Source organism: Corallococcus exercitus, from assembly GCF_042231735.1.
GTDB lineage: Bacteria > Myxococcota > Myxococcia > Myxococcales > Myxococcaceae > Corallococcus > Corallococcus exercitus_B.
Map to the genome: position 1 here is coordinate 8,371,389 of NZ_CP102577.1, position 21,370 is coordinate 8,392,758.

Here is a 21,370-nt window from a genome sequence, read left to right on the forward strand (position 1 = left end):
ACGCGATGGCATTCAGACAAGACCTTGATCCAATTTCCTATCTGGAAGGCACGGGAGCAGCTCAGGTCGCAGTGGGATGGCTTGAAAGAGGGCAGCCCTTTCCGAGAGGGCTTGTAGATGAGGCATTCTTCATGGCGCTTGCCCGCCTGTGCGCTGCGCCGTGGCAGCCTTTCGTGACCGCCGGGCGTCAGCCGTGCACGTTCTGTCGTTTCTCGGGAGGGCCGGCGCTTGTCTCCAGTAAAGGAGTGCATGTCCCGATTGGTGCTTCAAATGTTTTCGTGCCGGGAGCGGATCGGCTCTATGTCGCGCCGACAATGGTGGTTCATTACATTGACGCGCACGAATATGTGCCGCCGACGGAGTTCCAGGAGGCAGTCCTGCGCTGTCCAGAGATGAAATCAATGGCCTATCTCAAGGCCATCAGGGCTCTGGGCTTTTCGTTGCGCCGATAAGAGGACGCTGTAGCTGTTCCCGCTGGATTTGTGCGAGCGCTCAATCCAACGGGAACAGCCGCGCTTCCTTCGCCAGCACCTCGTTGCGCGCCAGCAATCCCGTGAACCGCTTCGTCCCGTTCCGTGCGTCGAACCGCGCCGCGATGTCGCGCGCCTGGGACTCCAGCCAGTCCTGCAGCGCCCGCGTCCCGTAGCCTCCGTCCGCCGCGTGCAGTGGGAACGCCCGGGGCAAGCGCAGGCTCACTTCGTCCCGGCCGTCCGCCACCACCTGGCCCAGCAGGAAGGACGACGCCGTGTAGAAGGTGAAGCGGTCCCGGTGGCTGGCGTGCTCCAGCGCCCAGCCCAGGTGCTTCTCCAGCAGCGTCAGCCCTCGCGACAGGTTGCCCGTCAGCGCCAGGAACTCCAGGTGCTCTCCCACCGTGGAGAGGAACTCGCGGTTCTTCGCCACCATCGCGTAGCCGCGCACGTGGCAGGCCCGCGCTTCCTCCATCCGCTCCAGCTTGAAGAACGGATACAGCAGCGTGCCCAGCGTCAGGTGCGGGATCTCCGCGCAGGACTGACGCCCGTCCAGGATGGGCTTCGCCTTCTGGATGGCCTGCTCCCACTCGCCCTTGTCCACGTGGTGGTCCAGCTCGTCGTCCAGCTCGCAGACGCGGCAGTCCGTCAGGTGGTCCCGGGGCGCCACCAGCCACGCCTCCCACAGGCGCTCCGCCTCCGCCGTGTCTCCCATGTCCCGGGCCATCTGGTAGCGCAGCTTCAGCGCCGCCCGCCTGCCCGCGTCCAGCTTCGCGAAGCTCTGGTCCACGTCATCCAGCGCGTCGGAAATCTGCTTGCGGCTGATGTGCGGGAACTCGTCCAGCCGCCCCACCACCCACTTCTGCTTCCAGAGCATGTCCTCCGGGTCGAACCGCTGCGGGTCCTTCTTCTGCTGCCCCCGGCACCACGCGAACGCCACCAGCGCCTTGTCCGGATAGCCCCCGAACGTCGCCGCGTCGATGAGCGAGTCCCGCAGCTCGTACCCCAGCGGCACGTCGCCGTGCACGTCCACCAGCCGCACCGCCTCCTCCAGCGCGCGCACCTTCGCGTCGCCCTCCGGCAGCTCGCCCGCCTGCGCGCGCAACGCCTCCACCTGCTGGCGCCAGTCCGCCATCAGTGCATCCCCCGCGAGCCAGGGCCCGACGAACCACCGCCGCCGCCCTCATCCAGCCTCGCCGAGATGAGCCCCAGCAGCCCGTGGTTCAGCAATGCCATCTCCTGCGCGTTCAACGGGTGCTGTCCCAACAGCAGCGCCTGCACGTAGAGCATCTCCACCGACAGCTTCAGCAGCTCCCGCCCCTCCACCGCCGCCAGCCTCCGCACCACCGGGTTGTGCAGGTTGAGGCAGAGCAGCGCCCGCTCCTGGCCGCCCGTGCCCGCCATCACCCCGTCCAGCACGCCCGCGTACAAATCATCCGACTCCTCCCGCGCCCGCTCCGCGTCCCGCCGGAACGCCCCTTCCGCGTCCGAGCTGTAGAGCGTGGGCACCTCCGCCGGGAAGAACTTCTTCACCTCCACGCCGCAGCGGAACGGCGCCAGCACGCCTTCCGCCAGGCGCAGCAGCGGGTAGACGGCCTCGCGCTCGTCCAGCGTCAGCTCCTCGAAGCTCTGCGGCAGGTCCGCCGACGAGAACGGCGCCACCTGCGCCTCCGGCACCACGTGCGGCAGCTTCTCCAGGAGCGCCGTGTCGTGCGTGTACGCCGCGTTCAGCACGCACAGCCCCTGCGCCCCCGCCACCCGCGCCACCTGCCGGAACGCGTCCAGCGTCGGCGTGTAGCGCACCACCGGCCACGACCGCCGGTAGTCCGCCAGCGTCATCACCCCGAGCGACGTCTCGAACGGCAACCAGTGGATGACCAGCCGGTAGAAGTCGTCGTCGTCCAGCGCCAGCCCCTTCACCGACAGCCCGTGCAACGCAATCAGCCGCTGCAGCGCCCGGGGCTCCTCGTGCGCCAGGTCCATCAGGTACTGGCGCAGCGACTGCCCCAGGGCCTCGCGCGCCTTGGCCAGCACCGCGTCCTCGTAGAAGGACTCGCGGCTCGCGGTGGGCCTGAGCCCGTTCGCGTTCACCACGCACTTCACGAAGAACGCCCACTCCGGCAGCAGGTTCTCCGCGCTCTCCGACAAGAGCATCTGCTTCAGGTACACGCGGTGCTTCTGCTTGGCATTGAAGTGCGGCGACGCCGGCAGCACGTACGCCACGCCATCCACGTCCCCCGCCTCCGAGCGCAGCGGAATCACATCCAGGAAGTCCGTGCCGAACACCTCGCGCCCGTACGCGAGCAGCGCCTGCCGCCGGTCCCCTGGCGTCTCGTAGAAGCGGCGCCAGGGCGGACCGTCCGGGTTGAGCGTCACCGTCTTCCCCTCGGCCGTGAGCCGGACGGGGAAGGGCAAGAGGCCGCCGTAGTGCTTCGCCAGCTGGCGCACGCGCTCCGGGGTGAACCACTCCACCATGTCCGGGCGGGCCACCAGGTAGACGTGCGTGCCGGGGGCGTCCAGCGGGTGCTCGGAGACGCGCACGTCGTAGGTGCCGTCGTGCCGGCCCCGCCACTCCAGCGTCCGCCCGTCTCCCTTCGCCGAGCGCGTCACCACCAGCAGCTCGTCGCACACCATGAAGCACGACAAGAGGCCGATGCCGAACTGGCCGATGAAGTCGTTGCGGCGGGCCTCCAGCTGCTCGCGCTTGGAGGATTCTCCAATCGTGGCCAGGAAGCGGTGGATCTCCTCCTCCGTCAGCCCCACGCCCTCGTCGGTGAAGAGCAGGGTGGGGGGCCCGCCGTCCTGCTTCTCCCGCAGCTCCAGCCCGACGGCGCCCGTTGCCTGGGGCTCCAACTGCTGGCGGGCGCGGAGGGCGTCCGTGGCGTTCTGGAGCAGCTCCCGCACGTAGACCCCGGGCGAGCTGTACAGGTGGTGGGACAGGAGGTCGATGACCCCACGGAGGCTGACTTGGAATCGATGGTCCACGTGGCCATCGAGCGTAGCGCGCTGCTTCCTCCCCGGGGCCACAATCCCCCGCCGTGGGTGGATGAAGGCATGTGTCTTCCCGTGGCAGCCGGACACGCCAGCCCCCTTCCGCCTCCCTGGCGGGGTGGTATGTCGCGCCCCGGCCGTGCGGCGCCCCCAGGCGGCACGGCGACATGTCGTCTCTTTCCTTCCTCCTGGAGCGGACAACGATGGGCAACAACCTGAAGGCAGTGGTGGTGGGCGCGGTGCTGGGTGTCGCGGGTGCGGCCTTCGCGCAGGCCACGCCGGCGGCCCCCAAGGCCGACGCCAAGGCGGCGGCCAAGGCCCCGGCGGCGGGCAAGCCGGCGGCCACGACGGGCAAGACGGAGGTGACGTGGTGGGGCCACGCCGCCTTCGTGGTGAAGACGCCGGGCGGCGCGACCCTCGCCATCGACCCGTGGCTCACCAACCCCAAGGCGCCGCAGGGCGCCACGTGGCCGGAGGCGGTGGACGCCATCCTCGTGTCCCACGGCCACTTCGACCACGTGGGCGAGGCGAAGGCCCTGGCCCAGAAGACCAGCGCCAAGGTGTACGGCTCCTTCGAGCTGGTGAACCTGCTGGGCCTGCCGGAGGCGCAGGGCATGGGCGCCAACGTGGGCGGGACGTTCACGGTGAAGGACGCCACCATCCACCTGGTGGAGGCGGTGCACTCCAGCAGCTACCAGGCGGACCCCAAGGCCGCGTCGCAGTACGCCGGCGCGCCCCTGGGCTTCGTCATCGAAATCGCCAACGGCCCCACGCTGTACCACGCCGGGGACACCGGGGCCTTCCAGTCCATGGGCCTCATCGCGGAGCAGTTCAAGCCCACCGTGGCCCTGCTCCCCATTGGCGGCCACTTCACCATGGACCCCGCGCAGGCCGCCGTCGCCGCGAAGCTGCTGAAGGTGAAGTCCGTGGTGCCCATGCACTACGGCACCTTCCCCGCCCTGGCCGGCACCCCGGACGCGCTCACCACCGAGCTGAAGAAGACCCGGTCCACCACCAAGGTGGTCTCCCTGGAGCCCGGCAAGGCCACCGCCCTGTAGGCCTTCCTGACCGCTTGCGTTGACGCGCGCCCGTCCGCCCCCGGTGGACGGGCGCGCTGTTTTTTCCGGCAGTCATCAGCATCCGTTGCACGACGCCACCGTGGGCCTGGGGCCGGGTGGCATCCCGGAAGCGTCTGGGTTATTCCCCGCCTCGTGCGCTTCCGGCGGGGTCCGGCCGCGCGCGTTCGAGGGGTGTACCGGTGGCGGTGCTGGTTTTTGGAAGGGGGACCTGGTTGGCCACGCTCCTGGCGGACGTGGTCGCCGCGCATGCCCAGGCCCCCACGCCCGTCCCGTCGCCCCCGCTCCTGGACGCAGCCTCGGGCCGCGCCCGGGGCCGCGCCTTCCTGCGCCGCACGCTGCGGGCCTCGGGGCTCGTCTATGGCACGCCCGTGCCGCTGCCCTCGCCGGTGGATGGCGGTGAGCCCGCGGACGTCCCGGCGCGCGCCCTGGAGGACGAGCTGTTCCACGCCGTGGTGCGCACGCTGGCGCGCATGGCGCTGGACCTGGCGCGGGTGATGGACGCGCCGGAGGGCCCCCGGGTGGAGCAGCTGCTGGTGCTCTTCGCGGTGCTGGCGGGCGAGCTGGACCTGGCCATGGCGCTGGACGCGCGGCTCGCCGCGGGGCTGCCGGTGCCCCGGCGGATGGTGGGCCGGGTGGAGGACGCGCTCGACAAGCGGGCGCCGTCGCTGGCGGGCGACCCCGTGTACGGGCTGGTCCTGCACAACGGCGCGCAGTACGCGGACGCGCAGCTGTTCTGCCGGCAGGCCATCGAGCTGTTCGCCAGCGGGCGGCTGTCGCGCGCGGGAGCGGAGCGGCGGCGGGACTTCGCGGCGCGGCAGAAGGCGCTGCTGGTGGACGTGCTCACGGCGCTCGCGTGCGTGGACCGCGAACCCAGCCAGCCCGCGCGCCGCGCCATCCTCCGGCAGGTGGAGGGCCTCAAGCTGCCGCACGCGCTGGAGGGCGAGGTGAAGGCCGCGGTGCGCCAGTCCTTCGAGCGCAAGCGCGACGTGCGGGCCGTGGTGCGCCGCGTGCGCAGCGTGGACATGCGCCACCTGCTGCTGGAGCAGACGCTGCTGGCGGCGCTGGTGGACGGCCGCCGCACGCGGCGGGAGCGGGCCTTCATCGACACGCTGGCGGGCGCGCTGCATGTGCCGCACGCGGAGCTGCGCCGTCTGGAGTTGGAGATGGCGGAGTTCTACGCGCGGCACCGCTCGCTGGTGGATGTCTTCACCGTGTCGGACGCGGCGGGCGCCATGGGCGAGGAGCTCATGGGCGGCATGCAGGAGACGCTGGAGAAGAACTACCACCGGCTCATGCAGGAGGCGCGCGAGACGGGCGACCTGGCGGTGCTGCTCACCAAGGCGGCGCGGCGCCAGACGCTCACCGCCGACGAGCGTCAGCGCATGCGCGCCCAGCTCATCGACGTGGCGAAGGCCATCCCCGCGCTGGCCATCTTCGCCGCGCCGGGCGGCATCCTGCTGCTGGCGGCGCTGGCGAAGGTGCTGCCCTTCAGCCTGCTGCCCAGCGCCTTCCAGGACGGGCCCGCGGCGGACTCCGACGACGAGGACACCCTGGAGCGCGAGGCGGTCTGAAGCCCCGCGCCCCGCGTCCGGCGTGGCTAGTCCTCCGCGGAGATGGTGACGCGCAGGTGCTGGGACAGCGGCGTGGCGTAGCGCGACGCGGGCACCCGGCGCACGGTCTTGTCCGTGTCCAGGGTCCACTCGGGGGCGCCCTGGTGCGGGCCCACGGCGGGCTCCTCGTCCAGCTCCGTGCCCACGTCCCACAGGTACACCCTGGACGTGAGGTCGCCCGCCAGCGGCGTGTTGTCCTTGTCGAACAGCGCGATGCCCTGCTCGTCGGTGCCGAAGAACCAGTCGTTGGACTGGCCGAACATCGTGGCGAAGGACAGCCGCTCCGAAGGACGGGCGGTCACGGTGAATTCATAGGCACGGCCCGGCAGGAGGGGACCGGGTGTGGACGCGTCCACCGGCGTGTTGAAGGCGCCCGACGCGCTCACGCCCGTGGGCGGCGTGGTGGAGAGGGTGCTGGCCAGGCGCGAGACATCGCCCATCTCCGCGAGGGCCTCCAGGCCCTGCCCCCGGTCCTGGGCTCCTTCCGTGAACAGCGGCGAGGCGGCGTTGTGCACGGCGAAGACGCCCGGGGACAGGGGCGTGGCCACGCCGTTCAGCGGCGTGAGCCAGGTGTGCAGCGCGGTGGCGTCGCCGCCCTCCGCGATGGCCTCCAGGCCCTGGCCCCGGTCCGGCTGGCCCTCGGTGAAGAGGGGCTCGCTGCCAGCCGTCACGGTCCACACTCCCGGCGAGATGCGCACGGGCTTGATGCCCTCGGAGGTGTTGAGGGTGACGCGGTCGTCGGAGACGTTCTCGATGCGCACGGTGAAGCGGTGCGTGGCCGCGTCGTGGGCCAGCTGCACGCGGATCATCGACGCGAGGTCCGGCAGGGCGAACGTCTGGCCGCTGCTGAGCACGGGCCGCGTGCCCACGCGACGCACCTTGGGGTTGAAGTCCTTGATGCCCGGGCCATCCGTGGACGCGCCCTGCTTCGGGCCGGTGTGCGCGCCCACGGCGGGCTCCTCGTCCACCTCCGTGCCCGCGTCCCAGAGGACCACGCGCGAGGTGATGTTCCCGCTCAGGGGCTGTCCTTCGGCGGAGTAGAGCGGGATGCCCTGGGGTTCGGTGCCGAAGAACCAGTCGTTGGACTGGCCGAACATCGTGGCGAAGGAGAGCCGGTGGTTGAAGCCCGCGGTGAAGCTGAACTCGTAGGTGTCGCCGGGGGCCAGCGGGCCCGGTGACGTGCCGCTCACCCGAGTGTCGAAGCGGCCGGACTTGAGCTGCTGGAAGGACGCCACGTTCTCGATGCGCACGCGGAAGCGCCGGGAGGACGGGTCGGTGTCGTCGCCGGAGCCGCAGGCGGACAGCGTGAGCAGACCGAGCGCGGCGCAGGCGGCGCTTCCACGGAAGGAGCGGATGGACATGGTGGGAGTCTCCATGGGCCTCGAGGAATTGCGAAGCCCCACAGCGTTGCTCCCACTACGCAGGGGGGATTCCGGTGGTTACACCCGGTGCGGCTTCCACTCGGGGGGGAGGCATGGATGGGATTGACCGCGAGGAGGGCCGGGGCAGGAGCGGCGTCAGGAATTGCTCCAGCGCCGCGAGGTCGCCGGGCCGGGAGGCGTGTCCCACGTAGCCATCCGGCCGCACCAGGATGAGCGCATCCGCGCCCGGGGCCACGTCATAGGCCCGGTGCGCGTGGCCGCCCGTGTCGAGCAGGGGCCGCGGGCTGGCCCCGTCGTCGCTGGCGACGAGGCCGGTGCCGACTCCCTTCGCGAGGACCGGGACGGTGCGCACGCCATCCCCGAAGCGCGAGCGGATCCGGGCCATCACGTCCGGAGCCGCCGGCCCGAAGGCGAGCAACGTCCAGTGCGGCCCCCGAAACCTGTCCGACAGTCGGACAGGTTTGCCTTGGGCATCCATGCCCGGCGCATCCGGAGCGCGGTCTCCGGCCCGCACCCGGGCCGTGTCGCCGGGAGCCTCCGGCGCGAGCGGCCCGCCGCGATAGCTCAAGCCCAGCTGCCGCAGCTCGTCGCCGCGGTTCAGGGCCTTCATGCGCCCCTGGCGCATGCCATCGAACAGCTTCGAGGACAGCCCGAGCACCCGCGCGGCGATGGGCAGCCGCTCCGCCTCGTAGGTGTCGAGCAGGGCCGGGTCCGCGCCCTGGAGCACGTGGCCCAGCTTCCAGCCCAGGTTGTAGGCGTCCTGCACGCCGGTGTTGAGCCCCTGGCCTCCGGTGGGCGGGTGCACGTGCGCGGCGTCGCCCGCGATGAAGACGCGACCCACGCGGTAGCGGTCCACCATGCGCACGTTGGGGCGGTACACGGACAGCCAGCTCGCGTCGTGCAGGCGCAGCCTGGCGCCAGGGCGGGCACCCTCCTGGATGCGCTGGTGGAGCGCGGCCTCGGTGAGCTCCGGCACGGGGTCGCCGGGCTTCACCTGGAGGGCGAGCTGGAAGCGCTCCGCGCCGGGCAGCGGGCACAGCGCCACCATGCCGCCGTTCGCGAAGGGCCACACATGCCAGTGCGTGTGTTCCAGGCCCTCCACGCGCACGTCGCCCACGACCATGCGCTCCTCCTCGTGGGTGACGCCGTGGAAGGCCAGGCCCAGTTCCTTCCGCACGAAGCTGTGCCCTCCGTCCGCGCCCACCAGGTACTCCGCGCGGACGGTCTCCTCCGCGCCGTCATGCCTGAGGGTGGCGGTGACGCCGGTGTCGTCCTGGGTGAAGCCGGTGAGCGCGGTGCCGAACTCCACCGTGACGCCCAGCGACGCCAGCCGGTCGCGCAGGATGCCCTCCGTGCGAGCCTGGGGCACGAGCCAGGGATTGGGGTGGGGCACGTCCGGGGTCGCGGCGCGGGGGGCCATCATGGTCCAGCGCCCCACGACGAAGCGCCGCCAGTGGATGCGCATGCGGGGATAGGCATTGCCCGCGGCGAGCACGGCCTCGAGCACGCCCAGGTCGTCCAGCACCTCCAGCGTGCGAGGCGAAAGCCCCTTGCCACGAGAGCCCACGAAGGGCCGCGGAGCCGCGTCCACGATGCGCACGCGGATGCCACGGCGAGCAAGGTCACACGCGAGCGTCAGGCCGGTGGGGCCCGCGCCAATGACGAGCACCGGCAGGATTGCATGGGACATGGAAGGTCTCCTGTCGCGAGGCCCATTCACGGGCCCGAGGCGATGGAGACAGAATGTAAGGAAGTGCTTATGTTGTCAGCTTGCGTTCCCGCTCCAGGAGTCCGGCATGCCGCGCGCGAAGCTCTCCCCTCGGAAGACGCCCACGCAGGAGCGCTCGCGCGCGACGGTGGACGCGCTGGTGCAGGCCACTGCTGACATTCTGGTGCGGGACGGCTACGCGAAGCTGACGACGAACCGCATCGCGGAGCGCGCGGGCGTCAACGTGGCGTCGCTGTACCAGTTCTTCCCCGGCAAGGAGGCGCTGGTGGCGGAGGTGTTGCGCCGGCATGTGAAGGAGCAGCGCGCCGCCGCGCGGGAGGTGCTGGCGACGCGGAAGTTCGACACGCTGAAGGACCTCATCCGGACGCTGGTGGCGCTGGGCTTCGCGGCGCACGCGGTGAATCCAAAGCTGCACCACGCGCTGACGGAGGAAATGCCCGCGCGTCCCGCCAGGAAGTGGGACCCGGAGGACGCGCCCATGCTGGAGGCCCTGGGCCGGTTCAAGACCGACGTGCCGGACCCGGAGCTGGCGCTGTGGCTCATCGACACGGTGGCCCACGCGGTCATCCACCGCGCGGTGGTGGAGCGCCCCGAGTCCCTGACCCAGGGGCTGCTCCAGGAGGAGCTGGTGACGCTCCTCCTGCGCTACCTGAAGCGGAAGTGACGGCGGTCCGGCTTCAGCGGCCCGACGCCTGCGCGTCCACGGCGGCCAGCTCGTCCTTGTTGAGCTTCACCTCCGCGCCCGCGAGGTTCTCCTCCAGGTGCTTCACGGAGGACGTGCCCGGGATGGGCAGCATCACCGGCGAGCGCGCCAGCAGCCAGGAGAGGGCGATCTGCGCGGGCGTCGCGTCGTGCTTCTTCGCCACGGAGTCGAGCGTGCTCCCCGGCTTCGCCAGGCCGCCCGTCGCCAGCGGGAACCAGGGGATGAAGCCCAGGTTCTCCTTCTCGCAGTAGTCCAGCACCTTCTCGTGCACGCGGTCGGTCAGGTTGTAGCGGTTCTGCACCGACACGATGTCCACCACCTTGCGCGCCCGCTGGATCTCCTCCACCGACACCTCCGACAGGCCGATGTGGCGGATCTTCCCTTCCTGCTGCAGCGCCTTCAGCTCGCCCAGCGACTCCTCCACCGGGACCTTCGGGTCGATGCGGTGCAGCTGGTACAGGTCGATGCGCTCCAGCTTCAGCCGGCGCAGCGACATCTCCAGCTGCTGGCGCAGGTACTTGGGCGCGCCCACCGGGTGCCACTCATTGGGCCCCGTGCGCACCAGGCCCGCCTTGGTCGCCACCACCACGCCCTTGGCGTAGGGGTGCAGGGCCTCCGCGATGATCTCCTCGCTGACATAGGGGCCGTAGGAGTCCGCCGTGTCGATGAAGTCCACGCCCAGCTCCAGCGCGCGGCGCAACACGCGCACCGCCTCCGCCCGGTCCTTGGGCGGGCCCCAGATGCCGGGGCCGGTGAGCTGCATGGCGCCATAGCCCAGCCGGTGGACGGGCAAATCGCCGCCCAGCTTGAAGGTGCCACTCTTCTCCGCGGGTCGCGTCGAGGTTCCGCTCATGGGTGCTTCCTCCGTGCAGGTGAATGCCCGAAAAGATGCATGTGCAGGAAATGCGTTTCCCGCGAAGTCAGGATGCCCGGTAGCGTCCGGCCAGGGTGTGGGTGGCTCCGCGCAACAGGCCGACCTCGGCCTTCTCCAGGGCCGCGAGGGCTTCCGCGGCTTCCAGTCCGGGGACACAGACCGTTTCGCCACGCTCCAGCGCGACGAGCGACGCGGTGACGACGTCCTCCGGCGACATGGTGCCGGGATAGCCGCCGTTGAATTCGGTGAAGGTCATGCCCGGGCAGACGACCTGGGCCTTCACGGGCGTGCCGCGCAGCTCGCCCGCGAGCGTGCGGGTGAAGTGGACGAGGAACGCCTTCGCGCCCGCGTAGGTGGCCCGGTGGGGCAGGGGGTCCGGCGGCAACGCGCCGGAGAAGGCGAGCAGGGAGGCGACGTTGACGACCGCACCCTTCCCACGCGCCAGCATGCCGGGCAGCGCCGCGCGCGTGGCCAGCATGGGCGCCATCATGTGCAGGTTCGCCAGGCCCTCCAGGGCCGTGGGCTCCACCTGCGCGAACGGGCCGTAGCCGCCCACCCCTGCGTTGTTGATGAGCAGGGTGATGTCCTCACCCGCCGCGCGCGCGGCCACCCGCTGGAGGTCCGCGTGCACCGTGAGGTCCGCCCGCAGCACCTCCGCGCGGATGCCATGCGCCGCCGTCAGCTCCGCCGCCAGCGCCTTCAGCCGCTCCTCCCGCCGCGCGACGAGGACGAGGTCATACCCGAGCGCCGCCAGCCGCCGGGCGTACACCGCGCCAATTCCCGCGGACGTGCCTGTCACCAACGCTGTCCCTCGACTGCCTGCCATGCCTGCTCCTTGAAGGTGAAGAGGGTGCGCGCCGGGGACCCGTCGCGATGAATGCTGGAGATGGGGACTGCCAGCGCGAAGCGCACGCAGCCGGGGCCGCACCCTCGGCCGCTGGGTAACGAAGGGCGGACGGCCGTGCAAGCCGGATGCGGGCCCGGCGGGAATCCAGGAGCCGCGGACGGTCCAGCGAGCAACGTCCGCGCGCCGTGACGGCCGCCTCCGTCCAACGCTGGGGCCCCTCCAAGGCATCCACATCCAGCACCGGAGGGCTCCGCTTTCTACCCGAGCCTTCGGACATGGACTCCGCCTCCACGGATGAGAAGGTGAGAACCCTGAGGGGCCTCCCCGGCAGCGGCGCACGGCACGAACCTGTCCGACAGTCGGACAGGTTTGGAGGACCGAGGCGGTGGGGAAGCCCGTTCCAGCCGGGCCGCGGAAACCTGTCCGACTGTCGGACAGGTTGGGACCCCGTCGGGCGGGAGGCGTCCCGCATGGGTATCCGGGCCTGGCGCCGGGATTGCAGCCGCTGGGTCAGCGTCTACGCGCCACTGCGGTGGCGCTCCTTCAGCCCAGGGCCTTGGCCGTCGTCTCCGGCGTGTCGCGGAACTGCTGGTGGTACAGCTCCGCGTAGAGCCCGCCCTTCGCGAGCAGCTCCGCGTGGTTGCCGCGCTCGACCACGGTGCCGTGCTCCAGCACCAGGATGAGATCCGCGTGGCGGATGGTGTTGAGCCGGTGCGCGATGACGATGCTCGTGCGGCCCGACAGCAGCTGCCCCAGCGCCAGCTGGATGAGCGCCTCCGTGCGCGTGTCGATGTTCGCCGTCGCCTCGTCGAGGATGAGCACCCGCGGATTGGCGATGACCGCGCGCGCGAACGCGAGCAGCTGCCGCTGGCCCTGGCTGAGCGTCGCGCCTCCTTCTCCCAGCACCGTGTCGTAGCCCTGCGGCAGCCGGGTGATGAAGTCGTGCGCGTGCACCGCCTTCGCCGCAGCCTCCACCTCCTCGCGAGTGGCGTCCGGCTTCCCGTAGGCGATGTTGTCCGCCACCTTCCCGCTGAAGAGGAACGGCTCCTGGAGCACCATGGCCATCTGCCGGCGCAGGCTGCCGCGCGTCACCTGGCGCACGTCCTCCCCGTCGACGCGCACCGCGCCCCCCGTCGCGTCGTAGAAGCGCGGCACGAGGCTCGCCACCGTCGTCTTGCCCGCGCCCGTGCGCCCCACCAGGGCCAATGTCTGGCCGGGCTCCAGGCGGAAGGACACGTCGCGCAGCACGGGCCGCGCCGGGTCGTACCCGAAGGACACCCCCTCGAACACCACCTGTCCCTCGAGCGGCCCCAGCTCCACCGCCCCGGGCGCGTCCCGTGGCTCCGGCGTCTCGTCGAGGATGGCGAAGATGCGCTCCGCCCCCGCCAGCGCGGACTGCATCAGCGCGGCCACCGACGCGGCCAGCTGCACCGGCCGGAAGAACTGCTGCACGTAGATGAGGAACGCAGCCACGCCGCCCACCGTGAGCTGCCCGCTCAGCGTCAGCACGCCGCCGTAGCCAATCACCAGCGCGGTGGACAGCGTGGAGAGCAGGTCGATGGCCGGCGAGAACGCGGACGTGATGCCCACCGCCGCCACGTTCGCGTCGCGGTTGGCCGCGTTGCGGTCGCGGAAGCGCTCGATGTTCTTCTCCGTGCGGTTGAACGCCTGCGCCTGCCGCACACCTCCAATCTCCTCCTGGAGGTTCGCCGTCACGTCGCCCACCGTCTGCCGCGTCTTGCGGTAGGCACTGCGCGCCCTCGACGCGAAGAACCACGTGGTGAACACGATGGCGGGGATGAGGGAGAAGCACGCCAGCGCCAGGCGCACGTTGAGCGCGAACATCGCGACGAGCACGCCCAGCAGTCCCAGCAGCGACCCCAGGAGCTGCGTCAGCCCCTGCGCGAAGAGCTGGTTGAGCGTGTCCACGTCGCTGATCAGGCGGCTCATCAGGTCGCCCAGCGGACGGCGGTCGAACCAGGACAGCGGCAGCTGCTGGAGCCGCTCGAAGAGGCGCTGGCGCAGGTCCCCCAGCACGTGCTGCCCCGTGTGTCCGATGCGCTGCGTCTGCGCCTGCTGCGACAGCACGCCCACGCCATAGACGACGAGCAGCACCGCCAGCGTCCGCAGCAGCCCCCAGCCGTCCCCCGCGCCGATGTCGTGGTCGATGGCCCGGCTCACCAGGTACGGCCCCAGGGCCTGACAGGCCGCGCCCACCAGGATGAAGACCATCGCCACGGTGAGCGCGCGCGCGTGCGGGCGCAGCTCGCCCATGAGCCTGCGCAGCACCTTGCCGCGCTGCTTCGCGCGGCCGGCCTCCAGCTCCGCCATCGCCTCGATGCTTCCCGGCCGCCTCATGCCGCTCCCTCCTGACGCGGGGGCAGCAGCTGCGACCCGAGGATGTCGTTGTAAAGCTCGCTGGTGGCCTGCAACTCCTCGTGGCGTCCCTTCGCGGCGATGCGTCCCTCGTCCAGCACCAGGATGACGTCCGCGTCCCGCACGGTGCTGATGCGCTGGGCGATGACCAGCGCCGTCCTGCGCTTGTCCCGCATCAGCGCGTCCAGCGCGCCCTGGATGGCGGTCTCCGTGCGCGCGTCCACCGCCGACGTGCTGTCATCCAGGATGAGCAGGCGCGGGTCGGTGAGCAGCGCCCGCGCGATGGCCAGCCGCTGCCGCTGTCCACCGGAGAGCCCCACGCCGCGCTCGCCCACCCGCGTGTCGTAGCCCTGGGGCAGCTCGCGGATGAACTCCGCCGCCTGGGCCGCCTCCGCCGCCGCCTCCACCTCGGCCTGCGTCGCGTCCGGGCGCCCATAGGCGATGTTGTCCCGCACCGTGCCGGAGAACAGCAGCGCGTCCTGGAGCACGACGCCCATCTGCGAGCGCAGGCTCGCGAGCGTCACGTCCCGCACGTCGTGCCCGTCCAGCAGCACCGCGCCGCCAGTGACGTCGTAGAAGCGGGGCAGCAGGTTGATGAGCGTGCTCTTGCCGGAGCCGGTGGTGCCCAGCACCGCCACCAGCTGCCCGGGCTCCAGCGTCACGCTCACGCCGCGCAGGATCTCCCGCTCGCTGCCCGCGTAGCGGAAGCGCACGTCGCGCAGCTCGATGCGGCCCTGCAACGGAGGCAGTGGCACCGCACCCGGGCGGTCCGCCACCTCCACCGCCGTGTCGAGCAGCTCGAAGACGCGCTGCGCGGACGCGCTCGCCCGCGACATGCTGGCCGCGAAGAAGCCCAGCGTCATCAGGGGCATCAGCAGGAAGGCCAGGTAGCTGTTGAAGGCCACCAGCTCTCCCAGCGTCAGCTCCTGATGGAAGATGCGCCAGCCGCCCACGCCCACCACCATCAGCGTGCCCAGGTTGGCGAAGAAGGTGACGAAGGGGAAGTTGGCCGCCAGCGCGTCCACCACCCGCAGGTTCTTCTCCTTCAGCTCCGCGTTGGTCTTCTCATAGCGCGCGAGCTCCCGCGCCTCGCCGGAGAAGGCGCGCACCACGCGCAGCCCGCGCAGGTCCTCCTGCAGCGTGGTGTTGAGCGAGCCCAGCAGTGCCTGGAGCTGGCCGAACAGCGGCCGCATCCGCTGCATGAACCGGCGCAGCACCCACAGGATGGGCGGCACGGTACTCAGCGCCGCCAGCGCCAGCACCGGGTCCAGGTACACCAGCAGCCCCGCGCAGCCCACCAGCATCGCCGCCGCCGCGGCGAACTGCACGATGCCGCTGCCCACGAAGGTGCGCACCGCCTCCACGTCGCTCGTCAGCCGCGTGAGCAGCTGCCCCGTCTGCGCCTGGTCGTAGTAGCTGAAGGACAGCCGCTGGATGCGCGCGAAGAGCGCGTCGCGCAAATCAAACGCCACGCCCTGCGACGCGCGCTCCGCCAGGTAGCCCTGGAGGAAGTTGAACAGGCCGCGCCCCAGCGCGATGGCGACCAGCCCTCCCACCGCCAGCCACACGGGCCGCTGCTCGCCGCGCGCGAGCCCCTGGTCGATGGCGATGCGGATCATCTGAGGCGCGCCCAGGTTCGCCACGGAGACGAGCAGCAGCGACAGCAGCGCCCCCAGGGCCTCCAGGCGGTAGCGGCGCAGATAGCCCAGCGCCCGCAGGATGGGGGGGCGGCCGGATGCGGGTGGCGCGGACGTGCTCACGTGGGACCTGGACCCCTGCCTCCCCGCTCGGGAAGGCGCGCGCATGATGGGCGCGCGTCCGCCCCGCTTCAAGCACGGCGCATGTCGCGAAACGACGGTTGCGCGCCGCGCCACGGGCCGTTACGTGGGCCGCCTTTCCTTCCTCCGGTTCGTCACGAGGTGAACGTCATGGAATACAGGCAGCTCGGTGGTTCGGGTTTCAAGGTCCCCGTCCTCAGTCTGGGCACGGGCACGTTCGGCGGCTCGGGTGAGTTCTTCAAGGGCTTTGGTTCCAGCGACGTGAAGGAGGCCACGCGGCTCGTGGACATCGCGCTGGACGCGGGCGTGAACATGTTCGACTCCGCGGACGGCTACTCCGCCGGGCTCGCGGAGGAGATTCTCGGCAAGGCGCTGGAGGGGCGGCGCGACAAAGCCATCATCTCCACCAAGGCCACCTTCCGCGTGGGCGAGGGCCCCAACGACGTGGGCTCCTCGCGCTTCCACCTCACGCGCGCCGTGGAGGCCGCGCTGCGCCGGCTGAAGACGGACTACATCGACCTGTTCCAGTTGCACGCCTTCGACGCGGTGACGCCGGTGGAGGAGGTGCTCACCACGCTGGACGGCTTCGTGCGCGCGGGGAAGATCCGCTACATCGGCTGCTCCAACTTCTCCGGCTGGCACCTGATGAAGTCGCTGGCCGTGTCGGAGCGCCACAACCTGGCGCGCTACGTGGCCCACCAGGCCTACTACTCGCTCGTGGGCCGCGACTACGAGTGGGAGCTGATGCCGCTCGCGCAGGACCAGAAGGTGGGCGCGGTGGTGTGGAGCCCGCTGGGCTGGGGCCGGCTCACCGGCAAGCTGCGCCGGGGCGCGCCGAAGCCGGAGACGAGCCGCCTCAACAACCCCGCCACCGCGGCCGGTGGCCCGCAGGTGCCGGAGGAGTACCTCTTCAAGGTCGTGGACGCGCTCGACGCCGTGGCCCAGGAGACCGGGAAGACGGTGCCGCAGGTGGCGCTCAACTGGGTGCTCCAGCGGCCCACCGTGTCCAACGTCATCATCGGCGCGCGCACGGAGGAGCAGCTGCGCCAGAACCTGGGCGCCATCGGCTGGAACCTCACGCCCGCGCAGGTGGCCACGCTGGACGCCGCCAGCACGGTGCCCTGGCCGTACCCGTACTTCCACCAGCGGCAGTTCCACGAGCGCAACCCGTTCCCCGTGACGTGAGCGGGGCGTGAAGCAGGAAGCGGCCGGGGCCTGGGTCCGGCCGCCTCCGTCCCGGGGGCAGATTCGCCGCCTCCCGGGGCGATGCACCTCACGCACGAGAACGTTTCGCTCCGCGTGGAGGCGCGCCCGCCCATGTCCCTCAAGGAATACAAGCCCGGCAGTCCCTTCCCCGGCGTCATCGGCCGCACCTGGGAGCAGTCGTCTCCCGCGTGGCCCGCGCCCCTGCGCTCGAAGCCCGGCGCGCCCAACGTCCTGTTCATCATCCTGGATGACACGGGCTTCGGGCACCTGGGCTGCTACGGCTCGCCCATCCGCACGCCGAACCTGGACCGGCTGGCGAAGGGCGGGCTGCTCTACAACAACATGCACACCACCGCGCTGTGCTCGCCCACGCGCTCGTGCGTCCTCACCGGCCGCAACCACCACTCCAACGGGATGGCCACCATCACCGAGGGCTCCTCGGGCTACCCCGGCTACAACGGCACCATCCCCTTCGAGAACGGCTTCCTCTCCGAAATCCTCCTGGGCGCGGGCTACAACACGTATGCCCTGGGCAAGTGGCACCTGACCCCCGCGGAGCAGACGAGCGCCGCCGGGCCGTACTCGCGCTGGCCGCTGGGCCGCGGCTTCGAGCGCTTCTACGGCTTCCTGGGCGGGGACACGCACCAGTACTACCCGGACCTCATCCACGACAACCACGCCGTCCGTCCGCCCGCCACGCCGGAGGAGGGCTACCACCTCACGCCGGACCTGGTGGAGCGGGCGATGGAGTGCATCTCGGACTCCAAGCAGATCGCCCCGAACAAGCCCTTCTTCCTCTACTTCGCCACGGGCGCCATGCACGCGCCCCATCACGTCCCTCGCGAGTGGGCGGACCGCTACGCGGGCCAGTTCGACGACGGCTGGGACGCCTACCGCCAGAAGGTGTTCCAGAAGCAGCTGGAGCTGGGCGTCATCCCCCAGGGCACGCGGCTGTCGCGGCACGACCCGGACGTGCAGGACTGGGACGCGCTCCCGCCGGAGGAGAAGCGGCTCTACGCGCGGATGATGGAGGTGTTCGCGGGCTTCCTGGAGCACACGGACCACCACATCGGGCGGCTCTTGAAGTTCCTGGAGGACACGGGCGAGCTGGACAACACGCTCATCATGGTGCTGTCCGACAACGGGGCCAGCGCGGAGGGCGGACCGCACGGCTCCGTGAACGAGCTGAAGTTCTTCAACAACGCGCCGGAGTCCCTGGAGCAGAACATGGCCGCGATGGAGGACCTGGGCGGCCCGAAGCACTTCAACCACTACCCGTGGGGCTGGGCCTGGGCGGGGGACACGCCGTTCCGCCGCTGGAAGCGGGAGACGTACCGGGGCGGCACCACCGACCCGTTCCTCGTCCACTGGCCCCGGGGCATCCAGGCGAAGGGCGAGGTGCGCACGCAGTACGCGCACGCCATCGACATGGTGCCCACGGTGCTGGACTGCCTGGGCCTGGAAGCGCCCCTGGAGATTCGCGGCGTCACCCAGTCACCCATCGAGGGCGTCAGCTTCAAGCACACGTTCCATGACGCGAACGCCAAAAGCCGCCATCGCACGCAGTACTTCGAGATGCTGGGCAACCGCGCGCTCTACCACGAAGGCTGGCGCGCGGTGTGCCCGTTCCCCGGCCCGTCATTCGCGGAGGCGGGAGAGGGGCTGGGCGAGTCGAAGCTCACCGAGCAACGGCTGCGCGAGCTGGATGCGAGCGGCTGGGAGCTGTACCACGTGGCCGAGGACGCCTCGGAGACGCGCAACGTGGCGGAGGAGCAGCGGGGCAAGCTCATCGAGATGATCGCCCTCTGGTACGCCGAGGCCGGGCGCTACCAGGTGCTGCCGATTGGCGGAATCGACCTCGCGCTGTTCAGCCAGGCGCGCCCGCAAATCAGCAGGGAACGCACGCGCTACGTCTACCGCCCGCACACGTCACCCGCGCCGGAGAACGCCGCGGTGCACGTGCTCAACCGGCCCCACACCATCACCGCCGAGGTGGAGGTGAAGCCGGACACGGAGGGCGTGCTGCTCTGCCACGGGGGAATCACCGGCGGCTACACGTTCTTCATCCAGGGCCGGAAGCTGCACTACGTCTACAACTACGTCGGTGAACAGGAGTTCCACATCGAGTCGGCCGTGGACGTGCCCCAGGGGCGCTCGGAGCTGAAGTTCGAGTTCGAGCCCACGGGCAAGGTGGACCTGGCCGCCGGCAAGGGGGCCCCGGGCCGCGGTCGGCTCTACATCAACGGCGACCTGGTGGCCCAGAGCGACATCGGCGCCACCATGCCGCTGCTCATCAGCCTGGGAGAGGGGCTCACCTGCGGCCGGGACGAGAACTCCTCCGTCAGCCAGCGCTACACCGCGCCCTTCGAGTTCACCGGCACGCTCTACGAGGTGACCGTGGACGTCTCCGGCGAGCACGTCCGGGACAGGAAGGCCGAGCAGAAGACGGCGATGGCGAAGCAGTGAAAACAAGAGGCCCGGACGGGAGCCGTGAGACTCCCGCCCGGGCCTGAAACCTCAGCGGCCTACTTCGTCACGCCGACGGCGGTCCAGGCCTCGGCGACCTTCTTCGCCTCGGTGGAGTCCTTGCCGTACAGGTCCGTGGCGGCCTTGATGGTGGCGGCGCGGGCCTCGGAGAAGTTCGTCTGCGGCGTCATGTACGTGGTGAGCGCGCGGCCGAAAATCTTCAGGCTCTTGTCCATGCCGATGCCGTCCTTCACCTCGATGCCGGACGTCTTGTTCTTGCCACCCTCGGTGACCAGGAAGAAGGCGTTGTTGGCGATGCCGCTGGAGCCGTGCACCTCCGTCATCTTCGGGTAGTTCTTGTAGTTGTCGATGGAGTAGCCGTCCGCCGTCGGGTCGTTCATGTAGCGGAGGGCGTCCGTGTTGTCGCCGTTCTTGGGCGTCCAGGCGTCCTCGCCCACGGCCCAGTCGAACTTCACGGCGCCGTTCTTCTGGCTGGCGTACCACTCCACGCCCGTGCCGATGATGTCGCTGAAGGACTCGTTGAGGCCACCGGACTCGCCCTCGTACTCCAGGCCGGCGGTGCGCTCCGTGAGGCCGTGCGCGATTTCATGGCCGGCGATGTCCAGCGTGGTGAGCGGGCCGGAGTCCACGCCGTCGCCGTCGCCGTACTGCATCTTCTCGCCGTCCCAGTACGCGTTCACCAGGTTGTTGTCGGTGTGCACGTAGCTGACGAGCTTCTCACCCTTGCCGTCGATGGAGTCGCGGCCCAGGACGTCCTTCATGAAGTCGTACGTCATGGCCGCGCCGTAGTGCGCGTCCACGCCCGCCTGGGCGCGCGTCGGGTCGCCCTTCTCACCCCAGACGTCGTTCTTGTCGGTGAGGGCCGTGGTGCCGGACGCGTTCGGGCGGTTCTTCGCGTCGTACGTCACGATGCCCTTGCCGCGCGTCTTGTCCTCCAGCGTGTACGTGCCGTCCGCGCCCTTGGTGGTCTGCAGGTCCACCTTGCCGCTGTACATCGTCTGGTCGTCCGCCGCGCGGGCCGCGCCGCTGCCCGTCGTCGGGGCCTGGGTGGAGGGCGTCTGCGTGGACGTGCCCGGCTTCGGGGTGGAGGCCTTGGCGCCCTCGCGGCTCCAGTGGCTGATGGTGTTGTACTGCTTGATGGACGCGCCGGTGTTCGCGTCGATGAAGTAGTTCATCGAGCGCGGCTCCTTGCCGTTGGCCGCGGACGTGTCGGTGAGCGTCACGTGGTAGGCGGCGCGGTACTGGCCGTCCTTGCCCTTGACGATGACCTTCTCCGAGGTGGGGGCGCGCGTCGTGTCGCCGTTGAAGTCCTTCTGCGCCACGGCCAGCGCGTCCTTCGCGGTCAGCTTCGTGGGCGCCTTGCCGATGCCCGCGGGGATGTCGGACACGTTGCCCGTCAGGCTGTCGAACTGGCCCTTCGCGTCCAGGTGTCCGATGACCTGCTCACCGGCGACCTTCACGCCCTCGTGCATGCGGTCCATGCGCACGTGCGTCATGCCCAGCTGGTCGCGCTCCACGGTGCGCGGCGAGAACGACGCGCCGCCCGTGACGCCGGACAGCTGCGGGTTCTTCTGGTTCACGTACGCCACCGTCTGCTGGATGGCCTGCTGCGCCTGGGGGCTGGAGAGGTCCACCGGGCCCGGCGTCAGCTTCTGGCCCACGCCGTTGAGCGCCACCGTGGCCTTCGCCTTGGAGGGCGCGCCCGCGCTGAAGCTGGACTGCGAGCTCATGCCCACCGGGCCCTGCGGCTTCACGGTGTTCACCGGCTTCGTGTCGGTGCGGTTCTGGGTGGCGACAACGGGCTTCGACAGGTCGGTGCGCAGGGCCATGGGGGGTGCTCT

Annotated in this window: 15 protein-coding genes; 6 read left to right on the forward strand and 9 right to left on the reverse strand. The window is 70.7% G+C overall.

Annotation, left to right across the window (positions count from 1 at the left end; genetic code table 11):
• The first annotated feature begins 5 nt into the window (after window positions 1-5).
• Window positions 6-452: a hypothetical protein gene (locus NR792_RS33660; RefSeq protein WP_375756806.1), complete on the forward strand. Its 447-nt coding sequence runs from the start codon at window positions 6-8 to the stop codon at window positions 450-452.
• Between the two features lie 40 nt (window positions 453-492).
• Here the strand turns inward: NR792_RS33660 and NR792_RS33665 are convergent, their stop codons facing one another.
• Both NR792_RS33665 and NR792_RS33670 read right to left on the reverse strand, forming a co-directional pair.
• Entirely contained in the window at window positions 493-1,605 is a 1,113-nt protein-coding gene (locus NR792_RS33665) for a hypothetical protein (protein ID WP_375761738.1), read from the reverse strand.
• Complete coding sequence (locus NR792_RS33670; protein WP_375756807.1) at window positions 1,602-3,452, reverse strand: HSP90 family protein; 1,851 nt, start codon at window positions 3,450-3,452, stop codon at window positions 1,602-1,604. The genes NR792_RS33665 and NR792_RS33670 overlap by 4 nt, the downstream gene beginning before the upstream one ends.
• Before the next feature lie 209 nt (window positions 3,453-3,661).
• Here NR792_RS33670 and NR792_RS33675 point away from each other — a divergent pair, with 209 nt between their 5' ends.
• Together NR792_RS33675 and NR792_RS33680 are read left to right on the forward strand one after the other, a co-directional pair.
• Window positions 3,662-4,516, forward strand: a complete 855-nt coding sequence (locus tag NR792_RS33675; protein ID WP_375761739.1) for a metal-dependent hydrolase — start codon at window positions 3,662-3,664, stop codon at window positions 4,514-4,516.
• Between the two features lie 233 nt (window positions 4,517-4,749).
• Complete coding sequence (locus NR792_RS33680) at window positions 4,750-6,108, forward strand: TerB family tellurite resistance protein (RefSeq protein ID WP_375756808.1); 1,359 nt, start codon at window positions 4,750-4,752, stop codon at window positions 6,106-6,108.
• A 26-nt stretch (window positions 6,109-6,134) separates the two neighbouring features.
• On the opposite strand, the gene NR792_RS33685 is transcribed toward NR792_RS33680, so the two are convergent.
• The gene (locus tag NR792_RS33685) at window positions 6,135-7,508 is read right to left on the reverse strand and encodes a spondin domain-containing protein (protein ID WP_375756809.1); all 1,374 of its coding nucleotides are present in this window, start codon (window positions 7,506-7,508) and stop codon (window positions 6,135-6,137) included.
• A gap of 55 nt (window positions 7,509-7,563) precedes the next feature.
• The gene (locus NR792_RS33690) at window positions 7,564-9,219 is read right to left on the reverse strand and encodes an FAD-dependent oxidoreductase (protein WP_375756810.1); all 1,656 of its coding nucleotides are present in this window, start codon (window positions 9,217-9,219) and stop codon (window positions 7,564-7,566) included.
• Between the two features lie 106 nt (window positions 9,220-9,325).
• Between NR792_RS33690 and NR792_RS33695 the strand changes: the two genes are divergently transcribed.
• Complete coding sequence (locus NR792_RS33695) at window positions 9,326-9,922, forward strand: TetR/AcrR family transcriptional regulator (RefSeq protein ID WP_375756811.1); 597 nt, start codon at window positions 9,326-9,328, stop codon at window positions 9,920-9,922.
• Window positions 9,923-9,935: 13 nt separating this feature from the next.
• Here NR792_RS33695 and NR792_RS33700 read toward each other — a convergent pair whose 3' ends face one another.
• The 4 genes from NR792_RS33700 to NR792_RS33715 form a co-directional block, all read right to left on the reverse strand.
• Window positions 9,936-10,814, reverse strand: a complete 879-nt coding sequence (locus NR792_RS33700; RefSeq protein ID WP_375756812.1) for an aldo/keto reductase — start codon at window positions 10,812-10,814, stop codon at window positions 9,936-9,938.
• A 67-nt stretch (window positions 10,815-10,881) separates the two neighbouring features.
• Window positions 10,882-11,661 (reverse strand): SDR family NAD(P)-dependent oxidoreductase, encoded by a 780-nt coding sequence (locus tag NR792_RS33705; protein WP_375756813.1) that lies wholly within the window; start codon window positions 11,659-11,661, stop codon window positions 10,882-10,884.
• A 564-nt stretch (window positions 11,662-12,225) separates the two neighbouring features.
• Complete coding sequence (locus NR792_RS33710) at window positions 12,226-14,040, reverse strand: ABC transporter ATP-binding protein (protein ID WP_375756814.1); 1,815 nt, start codon at window positions 14,038-14,040, stop codon at window positions 12,226-12,228.
• Window positions 14,037-15,818, reverse strand: coding sequence for an ABC transporter ATP-binding protein (locus NR792_RS33715; protein WP_375756815.1), 1,782 nt, complete (start codon window positions 15,816-15,818; stop codon window positions 14,037-14,039). Before NR792_RS33715 ends, NR792_RS33710 begins: the two co-directional genes overlap by 4 nt.
• Before the next feature lie 168 nt (window positions 15,819-15,986).
• Here NR792_RS33715 and NR792_RS33720 point away from each other — a divergent pair, with 168 nt between their 5' ends.
• Window positions 15,987-17,021: an aldo/keto reductase gene (locus NR792_RS33720; protein WP_375756816.1), complete on the forward strand. Its 1,035-nt coding sequence runs from the start codon at window positions 15,987-15,989 to the stop codon at window positions 17,019-17,021.
• A 132-nt stretch (window positions 17,022-17,153) separates the two neighbouring features.
• Window positions 17,154-19,508 (forward strand): arylsulfatase, encoded by a 2,355-nt coding sequence (locus NR792_RS33725; RefSeq protein ID WP_375756817.1) that lies wholly within the window; start codon window positions 17,154-17,156, stop codon window positions 19,506-19,508.
• 59 nt (window positions 19,509-19,567) lie between these two features.
• On the opposite strand, the gene NR792_RS33730 is transcribed toward NR792_RS33725, so the two are convergent.
• Entirely contained in the window at window positions 19,568-21,358 is a 1,791-nt protein-coding gene (locus NR792_RS33730; protein ID WP_375756818.1) for a M4 family metallopeptidase, read from the reverse strand.
• Between the last annotated feature and the right edge of the window lie 12 nt (window positions 21,359-21,370).

What these genes read in the sequence shown, in the direction of transcription:
- NR792_RS33660 (WP_375756806.1), top strand. Translation starts at nt 6, where the DNA reads ATGGCATTCAGACAAGACCTTGATCCAATTTCCTATCTGGAAGGCACG.
- NR792_RS33675 (WP_375761739.1), top strand. Translation starts at nt 3,662, where the DNA reads ATGGGCAACAACCTGAAGGCAGTGGTGGTGGGCGCGGTGCTGGGTGTC.
- NR792_RS33685 (WP_375756809.1), bottom strand. Translation starts at nt 7,508, where the DNA reads ATGTCCATCCGCTCCTTCCGTGGAAGCGCCGCCTGCGCCGCGCTCGGT.
- NR792_RS33690 (WP_375756810.1), bottom strand. Translation starts at nt 9,219, where the DNA reads ATGTCCCATGCAATCCTGCCGGTGCTCGTCATTGGCGCGGGCCCCACC.
- NR792_RS33695 (WP_375756811.1), top strand. Translation starts at nt 9,326, where the DNA reads ATGCCGCGCGCGAAGCTCTCCCCTCGGAAGACGCCCACGCAGGAGCGC.
- NR792_RS33700 (WP_375756812.1), bottom strand. Translation starts at nt 10,814, where the DNA reads ATGAGCGGAACCTCGACGCGACCCGCGGAGAAGAGTGGCACCTTCAAG.
- NR792_RS33705 (WP_375756813.1), bottom strand. Translation starts at nt 11,661, where the DNA reads ATGGCAGGCAGTCGAGGGACAGCGTTGGTGACAGGCACGTCCGCGGGA.
- NR792_RS33710 (WP_375756814.1), bottom strand. Translation starts at nt 14,040, where the DNA reads ATGAGGCGGCCGGGAAGCATCGAGGCGATGGCGGAGCTGGAGGCCGGC.
- NR792_RS33720 (WP_375756816.1), top strand. Translation starts at nt 15,987, where the DNA reads ATGGAATACAGGCAGCTCGGTGGTTCGGGTTTCAAGGTCCCCGTCCTC.
- NR792_RS33725 (WP_375756817.1), top strand. Translation starts at nt 17,154, where the DNA reads ATGTCCCTCAAGGAATACAAGCCCGGCAGTCCCTTCCCCGGCGTCATC.
- NR792_RS33730 (WP_375756818.1), bottom strand. Translation starts at nt 21,358, where the DNA reads ATGGCCCTGCGCACCGACCTGTCGAAGCCCGTTGTCGCCACCCAGAAC.